Annotated in this window: 9 protein-coding genes; 3 read left to right on the top strand and 6 right to left on the bottom strand. The window is 71.8% G+C overall.

Annotation, left to right across the window (positions count from 1 at the left end):
- Positions 1-318: 318 nt before the first annotated feature.
- The 5 genes from VGO20_RS15540 to VGO20_RS15520 form a co-directional block, all read right to left on the bottom strand.
- Positions 319-1,512 carry a calcium-binding protein gene (locus VGO20_RS15540; RefSeq protein WP_327503282.1) on the bottom strand — a complete coding sequence of 398 codons (1,194 nt, stop codon included), beginning with the start codon at positions 1,510-1,512 and terminating at the stop codon, positions 319-321.
- A 267-nt stretch (positions 1,513-1,779) separates the two neighbouring features.
- Positions 1,780-3,069, bottom strand: a complete 1,290-nt coding sequence (locus VGO20_RS15535) for an HlyD family type I secretion periplasmic adaptor subunit (RefSeq protein WP_327503281.1) — start codon at positions 3,067-3,069, stop codon at positions 1,780-1,782.
- Complete coding sequence (locus VGO20_RS15530; RefSeq protein WP_327503280.1) at positions 3,066-4,784, bottom strand: type I secretion system permease/ATPase; 1,719 nt, start codon at positions 4,782-4,784, stop codon at positions 3,066-3,068. The genes VGO20_RS15535 and VGO20_RS15530 overlap by 4 nt, the downstream gene beginning before the upstream one ends.
- A gap of 168 nt (positions 4,785-4,952) precedes the next feature.
- Complete coding sequence (locus VGO20_RS15525) at positions 4,953-6,245, bottom strand: adenylosuccinate synthase (protein ID WP_327503279.1); 1,293 nt, start codon at positions 6,243-6,245, stop codon at positions 4,953-4,955.
- A gap of 50 nt (positions 6,246-6,295) precedes the next feature.
- Positions 6,296-7,465: an ATP phosphoribosyltransferase regulatory subunit gene (locus VGO20_RS15520; RefSeq protein ID WP_327503278.1), complete on the bottom strand. Its 1,170-nt coding sequence runs from the start codon at positions 7,463-7,465 to the stop codon at positions 6,296-6,298.
- 165 nt (positions 7,466-7,630) lie between these two features.
- Between VGO20_RS15520 and VGO20_RS15515 the strand changes: the two genes are divergently transcribed.
- The 3 genes from VGO20_RS15515 to VGO20_RS15505 all read left to right on the top strand — a co-directional run bounded on the left by VGO20_RS15515 (position 7,631) and on the right by VGO20_RS15505 (position 10,698).
- On the top strand, positions 7,631-8,521 hold the full coding sequence (locus VGO20_RS15515) for a LysR family transcriptional regulator (RefSeq protein ID WP_327503277.1): 891 nt from the start codon (positions 7,631-7,633) through the stop codon (positions 8,519-8,521).
- A 111-nt stretch (positions 8,522-8,632) separates the two neighbouring features.
- Positions 8,633-9,784 carry a serine hydrolase domain-containing protein gene (locus VGO20_RS15510; RefSeq protein WP_327503276.1) on the top strand — a complete coding sequence of 384 codons (1,152 nt, stop codon included), beginning with the start codon at positions 8,633-8,635 and terminating at the stop codon, positions 9,782-9,784.
- Between the two features lie 5 nt (positions 9,785-9,789).
- Positions 9,790-10,698 carry an arylamine N-acetyltransferase family protein gene (locus VGO20_RS15505; protein WP_327503275.1) on the top strand — a complete coding sequence of 303 codons (909 nt, stop codon included), beginning with the start codon at positions 9,790-9,792 and terminating at the stop codon, positions 10,696-10,698.
- Here the strand turns inward: VGO20_RS15505 and VGO20_RS15500 are convergent.
- Positions 10,680-11,276, bottom strand: coding sequence for a LysE family translocator (locus tag VGO20_RS15500; protein WP_327503274.1), 597 nt, complete (start codon positions 11,274-11,276; stop codon positions 10,680-10,682). The genes VGO20_RS15505 and VGO20_RS15500 overlap by 19 nt on opposite strands.
- Between the last annotated feature and the right edge of the window lie 3 nt (positions 11,277-11,279).

Raw genomic sequence — 11,279 nt, 5'->3', positions numbered from 1 at the left:
GACACTTCGCCATCAACCTCGTCCGCGCCGTCGCCGACAAAAAATCCATCAAGCTCAGGAGAAAGGTCGCTGGGTGGGACGGCCGATACCTCGCTTCAATCCTCGGCTTCTCTTCGCGTTAACCTGGATTCGGAGCCCTGGAACTACCGCCCGCGCCCGCCCACCACGCGCGGCGGGCGGGGCCGGCAGGCACGGATCCCCGGCAGAGCCGCGCCGTGGAGCCGGAACCTCGGTCCAGCCCCTTCCGGAGAGGGGGAGGCCCGGCCCAAGGGACTTGCGTCCCGGCGTCGTCGGCCTGCCGGAGACCCGGGACGGGCGTCAGGCAATCAGCCAGTCATCCGCACCGGCATGGTAGCCCAGGAGCGTGATCGTTCCCTCGCCCCAGTCGAATACGGTGTCGGCATCGACGATGGACATCGCCACCTCGCCCGGCCCCATGCCGACGAACTCGAGAAGATCACGCTCGCTGAAATTGGACACGCGGTCGTTTCCCGTCGTTCCATTGGCAATCTGTATGGTGTCGCTGTCGCCGGAATACGAGGGGTTGGCGGTCAGCCCATAGTAATCATCCCCATTTCCCCCTACGAGGATTTCATCTCCGCTCCCAGAGTTGAAATCATCGTCACCGTCACCACCGACGACGGTCAAATTTTGACGGCTTCCATTGTAATAGAAAATATGATCCTCGTCGCCGTTTACCTCGATCCTTTCAATGCCATGATACAGTACACTCGGCCCGCCAGTGTCGGCCCAAACGTCAGCCGTGGTCCCGACTTGTATCAGAAAGCCGTCGTATTCACGTTCGGGATGATCCTCTCCCCAGAAAATGGTGTAGGTCGGAACGAAGGGTTCGTCGCTGTCGTAGGGATAGCGGACATTGTCGGCAAATCCCTGGTTGTTGATACGCAGGGTATCGTAGCCGTCACCTCCATCGAGCTGGCTGAGGTCCCGCTCCCAGCCGTCGATGTTGCCGATCACGTCGAACAGTATGAGGTCGTCGCCGCTTCCTGCATTCAGCAGGTTGTCGCCGCGACCGGCATCCAGGATGTCATTGCCGCTTCCAGCGAAGAGTTCGTCGTCACCCTCACCGCCGTACAGCTCGTCGTCGTCGTTCCCACCACTCAGATGATCGGCGCCGTCCCCTCCGAAGAGCATGTCCGTACCGTCATGCCCGTACAGTTCGTCGTCACCGGACCCGCCGTCGAGCAGGTCGTCTCCGGCCCGACCGAAGAGCAGGTCGTTTCCGTCTCCTCCCAGGACCACGTCATGTCCTTCCTCGCCGTCGAGGAAGTCGTCGCCGTCGTCGCCGCTCAGGATGTCGTCGCCGATGCCGCCGAACAGCGAGTCCGAGCCGTAGTAGCCGAACAGAACATCATGCCCGGCATTGCCGAAGAGATAATCGTCACCACCGAAGCCGACCATCCGGTCGTCCCCGTCATATCCGAACATATAATCCTGACCGTTGGTACCATTGAGGGTGTCGGCGTTCCCGGTTCCATAAATCGTTGCCATGCGCCACCTCCTTGTTGGATTATGAATATCCGACGAATTTTATTGGCAGTCGGGCTTCCGGCCGCCGTCCCCTATTATCGATCGACCTCAAACGCACGCTCTACCGGTCAATAAGATGCCGTCCCATCTCATAAGATGCGTGCATACCCATTTTTATGTTTCGACTTGGAAATATTCGAACATTCACTTCACTGTTGCCAGGGAAGAGAAGCATTTCATCTGAATACTTGAGTGTGTTTAAAATTCGCTCCCGGCCGCGTGGCGGCGTCACTGCTCGCGGAACGCCCGCCGGAAGCTGTCGGCGAGCGGCTGGACCAGATAGTCCAGAAGCGTCCGCTCGCCGGTCTCGATGAAGGCCTCGACGGGCATGCCCGGCCTCAGCCGGACCGCGTCGAGCATTGCCACCTGGCGGGCGTCGACCTCGATCTCGGCACGGAAGAAGGGCTGGCCCGTGCGCTCGTCGGCGAGCGCGTCGGCCGACACGCGCAGCACCCGGCCGTCGAGATGGGGCGTCGTCCGGCTCTTGTAGGCCGAAAGCGCGATGCGCGCCGGCAGCCCGGGATGGACGATGTCGATGTCGGTCGGGGCGATGCGCGCCTCGACGACCAGCGGGTCGCCCTCGGGAACGAGGTCGAGAATCTCGCCGCCGGGCGGCACGACGCCGCCGAGCGTGTGGTAGCGCAGGTTCAGCACGATCCCGGACTGCGGGGCCACGACCTCCCGCCGGCCGAGCGCCACCGTCGCGGTGGCCAGCCGCTCCTCCACCTCCGCACGCCGCACCCCGGCCTCGCGCAGCTCCAGCGCGGCCTTCTCAACCTGGCTGCGCCGGGCGTTGAGGATCTCCATCTCGGCCTCGGCGATCGCCTCGCGCGCCTGGGCGATGCGGTTGGCGTAGTTGCCCTGCTGGCCGGCCAGCGACGCGGCCTGGCGCTCGAGGGCCAGCAGGCGCGGCTTGCGCTCCAGCCCCTTCTCGACCATGGCGCGCACGCCGGCCACCTCCTCCGCGACGAGCGCCAGCTGGTCGCGGCCGGCGGCGAGCTGGGCGTCGAGGGCCGCGATCTGGGCCTCGAGCTGGGCGATGCGCCGGCCGAGCACGTCGATGCGCCCGGCCAGCGCCTCGCGGCCGCTCTCGAAGATCCGGCGCTGGCCGGCCAGAATCTCGGCCGGGGCGCGGTCCAGCCCGGCCGGGAAGAACAGCTCCGCGCGCCCGTCGCGCTCCGCCTCCAGGCGGGCCTCTTGGGCACGCAGCGCGAAATACTCGCCCTGGAGCAGGCCGTGGAGCGCGCGGGCCTCCAGGTCGTCGAGGCGGACCAGCACCTGCCCGGCCTCGACCCGGTCGCCCTCGCGCACCGGCAGCTCGGCGATGATGCCGCCTTCGAGGTGCTGGATCGTCTTGCGGCTGGTGTCGACCGCGACCACGCCCGGCGCGATCGCCGCGCCGGCCAGCGGCGCGCGCGCGGCCCAGGCGCCGAAACCGCCGAAGCCGAGGGCCAGCGCCGCGACCCCGGCCAGCACCGTGCCGCGCACCGGCGGGCGGTCGGGGAGCCCGCCGGTCATCGCGCACCCTCGCCGGCCGGCCGCGCCGGGACCGGGCGGAGGCTGCGGCGGGTCAGCGCCTCCAGCACCTCCTGGCGCGGCCCGAACCGCTCGACCCGGCCTTCGGCCAGGACCAGCACCTTGTCGACCGCCGCCAGCGTGCTCGGCCGGTGGCCGATCACGACGACGGTGGTCCCGCGTTCGCGCAGCGTGCGGATCGCCCGGTTGAGCGCGACCTCACCTTCGCCGTCGAGGCTGGCGTTCGGCTCGTCGAGCACCACCAGCCGAGGGGCGCCGTAGAGGGCGCGGGCGAGCGCGATGCGCTGGCGCTGCCCGCCCGAGAGCTTCGCGCCGTTCTCGCCCAGCTCGGTCGCGTAGCCGTTCTCGAGCCGCAGGACCATCTCGTGGCAGTTGGCGAGCCGCGCCGCCGCGACCACCGCCTCCGGGTCGACCGGGCCGAGGCGGGCGACGTTCTCGGCGACCGTCCCGGCGAACAGCTCGACGTCCTGGGGCAGATAGCCGAGATGGCGCGCCAGGTCGGCGCGCGGCCAGGCGAACAGGTCGGCGCCGTCCAGGCGGACCGCGCCGCGCGCCGGCGCCTCGACCCCGACCAGCAGGCGGGCGAGCGTCGACTTGCCGGCCGCCGACGGCCCGACGATGCCAAGCGTCTCGCCGGGCGCGAGCGAGAAGGACACGCCGTCGAGCACCGGCCGGCCGCCGGGCGCGAAGGTGAAGGTAATGTCCTCAACCGCGAACCGGCCTTCCGGCGTCGGCAGGGCCATGCCGGCGGGCCGTCGTTCCGGCCGGTCGAAGAAGGCCCGCAGCCGGCGCTTCGCCTCGCGGGCGGCCACGGCCTGGCGCCAGATCGAGATCGCCTGTTCGGCCGGGGCGAGCGCGCGGCCGAGCAGGATCGAGCCCGCGACCATCGCCCCCGCGGTCAGCTCCTGGCCGAGCACCAGCCAGGCGCCGACGCCGAGGATCGCGACCTGGACGAACAGCCGCGAGAACTTGGCCATGCCCAGCACGAGGCCCGCGCGGTCGGCGGCGCGCGTCTGCAACATGACCGCCTGCGCATGGTCCCGCCCCCAGCGCCGGGCCAGCCCGGGCACGAGGCCGAGCGCGTCAACGACCTCGGCGTTGCGGTAGCCGGCCTCGGCGGTGCGCAGCGCGCGCCGGGCGGCGGCCTCGGCCTGGCGGAGCGGGACATGGGTCAGGCGGTCGTTGGCGACGGCGAGCGCGAACAGCACGGCCGCCCCGGCCAGCGCGACATGGCCGAGAACGGGGTGCAGCAGATAGGCGACGGCGAGGTATACGGGCACCCAGGGCAGGTCGAACAGGGCCAGCATGCCCGGCCCGCCGAGGAAGCCGCGCAGCACCGCGAGGTCGCGCAGCGCATCGGCCCGCTCGTCGCCGCGCCGCAGCGCCGCGTCGACCGACCGCGCCAGCGCGCCCGGCGCCACCACCCGCTCGGTCCAGGCGGCGACGCGCACCAGGACGCGGCCGCGCACCACGTCGAGGACGGCGAGCAGCAGCAGCGCGCCGGCGGCGAGCAGGGTCAGGTACACCAGCGTCTCGACCCGGCCGGACGACAGCACCCGGTCGAACACCTGCATCATGTACAGCGCCGACGTCAGCATCAGCAGGTTGACCGCGAGGCTGAACCCGCCGGCCGCGACGAAGGACCCGCGCGCACGGGCCAGCGCCTGCGCGAAGCTCGTCTCGCGGAGATCGGACATGGAGCCCCCTTCCAGCCACTCCGGAAGGAGGCACCGAGGCAAACGCCGCTTCAAGGGTGCAGACGGCGAGGCCCGCGGGCGCAGGTCATCCGTCCGGAGGTGTTAGCGGGCAGTTCGTGACCTTTGGCGATCCGCCGTGTTCCGGCCGGACGGCCCGGGCCCCGCGTCCTAGTCCGCGAACGGGTCGTGCATCAGGATCGTGTCGTCGCGCTCGGGGCTGGTGGAGAGCAGCGTCACCGGAGCCTCGATCAGCTCCTCGATGCGGCGGATGTACTTGATCGCGGTCGCCGGCAGCTCGGCCCAGCTGCGAGCACCGCGCGTGCTCTCGCTCCAGCCCTCGAAGGCCTCGTAGACCGGCTCGACCCGGGCCTGGGCGGACTGGCCGGCCGGCAGGTGGTGCAGCACCTCGCCGTCCAGGCGGTAGCCGGTGCACACCTGCAGCTCCGGCAGGCCGTCGAGCACGTCGAGCTTGGTCAGCGCGATGCCGTGGATGCCGCCGACCTTGATCGCCTGGCGGACCATGACCGCGTCGAACCAGCCGCAGCGCCGCTTGCGGCCGGTCACGGTCCCGAACTCGCGGCCGCGCTCGCCGATCAGCTCGCCGATCTCGTTCGCCTGCTCGGTCGGGAACGGGCCCGAGCCGACGCGGGTCGTGTAGGCCTTGGTGATGCCGAGCACGTAGCCGACGGCGCCGGGACCGGTGCCGCTGCCCGCCGCGGCGCTGCCGGCCATGGTGTTCGACGAGGTCACGTAGGGATAGGTGCCGTGGTCGACGTCGAGCATCGCGCCCTGCGCGCCCTCGAACAGGATGCGCTTGCCGGCGCGGCGGAGCTGGTCCAGCCGCTCCCACACGACCGCCGAATAGGGAAGGATGCGGGGCGCCACCTCGGCCAGGCGCGCCAGCAGGTCGCCGGCGTCGATCTCCGGCGCGCCGTAGCCGCGCAGCAGGGCGTTGTGGTGGTGGAGGAGCTGGCGGACCTTGTCCTCCAGCACGTCCGGGTCGGCGAGGTCGCACAGCCGGATCGCCCGGCGCGCGGCCTTGTCCTCGTAGGCCGGGCCGATGCCGCGGCCGGTCGTGCCGATGCGCTGGGCGCCGCGCGCCTCCTCGCGCGCCTTGTCCACGGCTTGGTGCACGGGCAGGATCAGGGCGGCGTTCTCGGCGACGAGCAGGCTCTCGGGCGTCACCTCGACGCCCTTGGCGCGGATCTGGTCGATCTCGCCCAGCAGCGCCCACGGGTCGACGACGACGCCGTTGCCGATCACGCTCAGCTTGCCCGGGCGCACGACGCCCGAGGGCAGCAGGCTCAGCTTGTAGACGACGTCGCCGATCACCAGCGTATGGCCGGCGTTGTGGCCGCCCTGGAAGCGCACGACCACGTCGGCCCGGCTGGACAGCCAGTCGACGATCTTGCCCTTGCCCTCGTCGCCCCATTGGGCGCCGACCACCGCGACGTTCGCCATCGATCACTCTCCGTAAGGATACCGCCGGGACGCGCCCGGCGGGTCTCGTCTCATTGAAGCTCCGCGACCCGCCCGCCGTCCAGCAGATGGGTGCAGGACAGCCGCCGCGCCTCGGCGGCGGCATCGGCCGCCGGTTCCAGCCCGGCGACGGTGACCCAGCCCTCCGCGCGCAGGCGGTGCCCGTCCGCGGCCGGGGTGCCGAAGGGCAGGAAGACGCGCGCCGACGGCCGGGGGCCGGGGACCGCGCGCAGGACCGTGTCGAGATAGAGGGTGAAGCCGGTCGACGGCTCGCCCTGGGGCGGCCCGCCGGCAAGCCCCCCCAAAGCGCCGGCCCGGTAGCGGCCGCCGCGGCCGAGCTCGCCGCGCACGCCGCGGGCGAACAGGGTGAAGCTGACGCCGGTCTGGTACTCGAAGCCGCGGTGCTCGACCGGGTCGACGGTCAGCTTCAGTTCCGGGTCGGCCGTGCGCAGCAGCCCGATCACCGTCTCCAGGCGGACGTGGTCGGCCTTCGCCGCTTCCGGCAGCGCGATCTTCGAAAGCCGCTCCAGCGCGCGGTCGGCCGGGCCGCTGGCGGCCATCAGCGCCAGCGCCAGCTCGGCGGCCGGGCTGCCGACGGCGGCGACGGCGGACGCGTCCTTGCGGTCGAGGGCCGCGCGCAGGTAGCGCGTCTCCTCCTCGTCGAGCGCCATCGCCCGGCACAGCGAGGGGACCAGGGTCGGCACGGTGAGGTCGACGGAGAGGCCGGCGACGCCGACCGCACGCAGCGCATCGGCGGCGAGCAGCACGACCTCGGCGTCCGCGGCGGGCTGGAAGGCGCCGATCAGCTCGACGCCGACCTGGCCGAACTGGCGCTCGGGGCGGAGCTGGGTGCCCTTCACCCGCAGCACTTGGCCGGCATAGCTGAGCCGCAGGGGACGCGCCTCGTTGCGCAGCCGCGTCGTCGCGATGCGCGCGACCTGGAGCGTGATGTCCGGCCGCAGCGCCAGCATGCTCTGCGAGACCGGGTCCATCAGGCGGAAGCTCTGCGTCGCCATGCCCTTGCCCGAGCCGGACAGCAGGCTCGTCTCGAACTCGATCAGCGGCGGCTTGACCCGCTCGTAGCCGTGGCGCGCGAACGCCGCCACCAGCCGCTCGACGATGCCCGCCTCATGGGCGGCGTCGGGCGGAAGCAGGTCGGGCAGTCCGGCGGGCAGCAGGCCCCGGTCGGTCGTTTCGGTCATGGCCGGCTGCGGCCTCGGCTCGGTGGACATACGGGGCGGTGTGTTAAACGAATAGCCCGGGCAGGGCAACGGAAATAGGCCGCGACGCCGGACGTTGACCCCCGCAGCGATCCACTGCCATACATGCAAAACCGTATGGCCGGGCAGCCGTGGAGCGCATCCGGGATGGATTGGGACGACATGAGGATCGCGCTCGCGATCGCGCGCCACGGCTCGGTCAGCGCCGCCGCCCGGGCGCTGCGCTCGACCCAGCCGACGGTGAGCCGCCGTTTGCAGGCCCTGGAGCGGCGGAGCGGCGTCAGGCTGTTCGACCGGCAGGCGGGCGGCCTGACGCCAACGCCGCTATGCGTCGGCCTGGTCGAGAGCCTGGAGCGCATGGAGGACGGCGCGCTGACGGTCGAGCGGCGGATCGCGGCGCGCGACACCGGCCTGCAGGGCGCGATCACGGTCACCAGCCTCGACTGGCTGGGCGACTGGGTCGTGGCGCCGGTCGCCGCCGGCTTCGGCGCCCGGCATCCCTCGGTCACGGTCGAGCTGCTGAACGACTGGCGGCTGTTCAACCTGTCGCGCCGCGAGGCCGACGTCGCGTTCCGCTTCGGCTCTTCGGGGCAGGAGGACCAGGTGGAGCGCAAGGTCGCGGACGTGGCCTACGGGCTCTATGCGTCGCCCGGCTACCTGGAGGCCCACGGGCCGCCCGATTTCGACGCCGGCTGTGCCGGCCACGCCGTCGCCGCCCTGCACGAGGGGGCCGGGCGCGTCGTGTTCGTGGACTGGCTGAGGGCGCTCGCCCCCGCCGCGCGGACCGTGCTGCGGGCCAACGGCCTGTCGGCGCATCTGGCCGCTGCCGAGGCGGGGCACGCGCTGGCCGTCCTTCCGCGGGTCATGGGCGACGCCCGGCCGCGCCTGGTGCACGTCCCGGCACCGTTGCCGGGCCCGGTGCGGGCCGTCAGGCTGGGCGTGCATGCCGACCTGCGCGCAACGCCCCGCATCCGTGCCTTCATCGACTTCGCGGCCGCCGAACTGAAGGCGCGCGCCGGGGCGCTGAACCCCGGCTGAAGGCCGTTCATACCAAAACGTATACCCCGCATACGGGGCCGACAGATTGCGCCCGGGCGTGCGGCGGCCGAATTCTCGCTGCGAACGCACCGAGCCGAAAGGGCCCCTTCCATGTACGATCCCATCCCCGCCCCTGCCGCCGCCGCGAGGCTGGACGCCGCCATCGACCGGGCGCTCGCCGAGAAGCGCATCGTCGGCACGGTCGTGCTGGTCGCCCGCGACGGCGACGTCGTCCATCGCCGAGCCGCCGGTCTCGCCGACCGCGAGGCCGGCCGGCCGATGACCGAGGACGCCATCTTCCTGCTGGCCTCGGTCGCGAAGCCCATCGTGACCGCCGCGGCGATGCGGCTGGTCGAACGGGGCCTCCTCCGGCTCGACGAGCCCGTGACGAGGTGGCTGCCCGACTTCCGGCCCCGGACCACGGCCGGCACCGCCCCGACCATCACGCCGCACCACCTGCTGACCCATACGGCCGGCCTGTCCTACGACTTCATGGAGCCCGAGGACAGCCCGTACCGCCGGCTCGGCGTCTCGAGCGGGCTGGACCGTCCCGGTCCCAGCCTGGGCGAGAACCTGCGCCGCCTCGCCGCCGCCCCCCTGCTCTACCCGCCCGGGACCGCGTGGGGGTATTCCCTGTCGATCGACGTCCTGGGCGCCGTGATCGCCGAGGCCGCCGGCGTGCCTCTTCCCGAAGCGGTGCGCCGGCTGGTCGGCAATCCCCTGGCCATGGCCGACACCGATTTCGCGGTGGCCGACCCCGCCCGGCTGGTAGCCCATTACGGCGACGGGACGCCCGAGCCCGTCCGCATGGGCGAGGAGCAGGTCGTCGCCTTCAACGGGGCCGCGGTCACCTTCGCGCCCCGGCGCCTGTTCGACCCGCGCGCCTATCCCTCGGGCGGGGCCGGGATGGCCGGCACGGCGGGCGACGTGCTGAAGCTGCTGGACGTCCTGCACGCCCGCGGCGACTTCCTGGAGCGCGAGACGGTGCGGCGGATGACCTCCCTGCAGGTCGGGCCGGAAGCCCGGACGCTGGGGCCGGGCTGGGGCTTCGGCTATGGCGGCGCCGTGCTCGCCGACCCCGCCGCGGCCGCCACGCCGCAGTCGCCGGGAACGATGCAATGGAGCGGCGCCTACGGCCACAGCTGGTTCGTGGACCCCGTCCTCGGCCTCACCGTCGTCGCCCTCACGAACACGACGTTCGAGGGCATGGCCGGCGCGTTCGCGACCGATGTCCGGGACGCCGTCTACGGCACGGGACGGTGAAGGGCATGGCGAGCCATCCCCCCGTCGATCTCGACGCCTACTGCGCGCGCATCGGCCATGACGGATCGCGGGCGCCGACGCTCGCGACCCTGGGCGCCCTGCTGGAGCGTCACGCCGCCGCCATCCCTTTCGAGGCGATCGACGTCCTGCTCGGCCGCGGGGTCGACCTGGCCCCGGCGGCGCTCGAGGCGAAGCTGATCGGCCGGCGCCGCGGCGGCTACTGCTTCGAGCAGAACGGGCTGTTCAAGCGGGTCCTGCGCGCGCTCGGCTTCGAGGTCGAGGGCCTGGCCGCGCGCGTGCGCTGGATGATGCCGCCCCATGCGCCGCCCGGCCCGCGCACGCACATGGCGCTGCGGGTCGCGCTCGCGGGCGAGGCGTGGCTGGTGGACGTCGGCTTCGGCAGCTGCGTCCCGACCTCGCCGCTGCGCCTGCGCGACCGGGAGCCGCAGCAGACCCGGCACGGGGCCTTCCGCCTGACGCCCGACGGCGGCGGGCTGCTGCTGGAGGCGCATATCGGCGGCGAATGGGCACCGGTCTACCGGCTCTACGCGGAACCGCAGCTCGACGTGGATTACGAGGCGCCGAACTGGCTCACCTCCACGCATCCCCGCTCCCTGTTCCGCAACGAGCTGCTGGTCGCGCGGACGACGCCCGAGGCGCGGCTCGCGCTGCTGGGCAACCGCCTGACCATACGCGGGGCGGACGGGGTCGTGGATCGCCGGCTCCTGACGGCCGGGCAGGTCGCGGATTGCCTGGCCGGGACCTTCGGCCTGCCGGTCGAGGACGACTGGCTGCCGCGGATCCGGGAGGTCGTCTCGCGCGGGGACATGGGCGGGGACATGGGCAGGGGCATGGCAGGTCGAGTTTCCCGGGCGGGCACGGGACGGCCGACGCCTCAGACGAGGGCCATGTAGGCGGCGACCAGGACCATGCAGCCGCCGAAGACATAGGCCTGGACCCGCAGCGCCGCGGCGCCGGTGAAACGGCGGAAGACGACCTGCCCGCCATAGATCCACACCCAATGGCACAGCAGGCAGACGAGCAGGAACACGGCAGTGATCCGGGCGACCTGCGCCGGGACGGCAGCGTCCGGGTTCAGGAACTGGGAGAACATCACGAGGATCGTCGAATGGATCTTCGGGTTGAAGCAGACCGAGGCGAAGCCGTCGGCGAAGCCCAGGGGCTGCACGTCGTCCCCGGCGGAGACCGGCCCCGCCTTGAAGAAGCTCCAGGCGAGGTACAGGACATAGGCGATGCCGGCCCATTTCAGGACCGCGTAGACCTGCGGGTTCTGCTCGAACACCTCGCCGAGGCCGAAACCGTAGACGAGGCAGAGGACCAGGTTGCCGGTCTCGAACCCGGCCCAGAACGGCACCGACCCGTGAACGCCGAACCGGCCTCCCGAGGCGGCCAGGATCGTGTTGCCCGGGCCCGGGCTGATCACCATCGGCACCGCGTAGCCCAGAAACAGGGCCAGGATCTCGAACGTCACTCC

It is taken from the genome of Arenibaculum sp., assembly GCF_035998295.1.
In the GTDB taxonomy this organism is placed as follows: domain Bacteria; phylum Pseudomonadota; class Alphaproteobacteria; order Azospirillales; family Azospirillaceae; genus DASYHS01.
This window is presented reverse-complemented; position numbering and strand designations above follow the sequence as displayed.

Bases quoted from the DNA above. Each gene is read 5' to 3' on its own strand.
- VGO20_RS15540 (WP_327503282.1), bottom strand. From the start codon at position 1,512: ATGGCAACGATTTATGGAACCGGGAACGCCGACACCCTCAATGGTACC.
- VGO20_RS15535 (WP_327503281.1), bottom strand. From the start codon at position 3,069: ATGACCGGCGGGCTCCCCGACCGCCCGCCGGTGCGCGGCACGGTGCTG.
- VGO20_RS15530 (WP_327503280.1), bottom strand. From the start codon at position 4,784: ATGTCCGATCTCCGCGAGACGAGCTTCGCGCAGGCGCTGGCCCGTGCG.
- VGO20_RS15525 (WP_327503279.1), bottom strand. From the start codon at position 6,245: ATGGCGAACGTCGCGGTGGTCGGCGCCCAATGGGGCGACGAGGGCAAG.
- VGO20_RS15520 (WP_327503278.1), bottom strand. From the start codon at position 7,465: ATGACCGAAACGACCGACCGGGGCCTGCTGCCCGCCGGACTGCCCGAC.
- VGO20_RS15515 (WP_327503277.1), top strand. From the start codon at position 7,631: ATGGATTGGGACGACATGAGGATCGCGCTCGCGATCGCGCGCCACGGC.
- VGO20_RS15510 (WP_327503276.1), top strand. From the start codon at position 8,633: ATGTACGATCCCATCCCCGCCCCTGCCGCCGCCGCGAGGCTGGACGCC.
- VGO20_RS15505 (WP_327503275.1), top strand. From the start codon at position 9,790: ATGGCGAGCCATCCCCCCGTCGATCTCGACGCCTACTGCGCGCGCATC.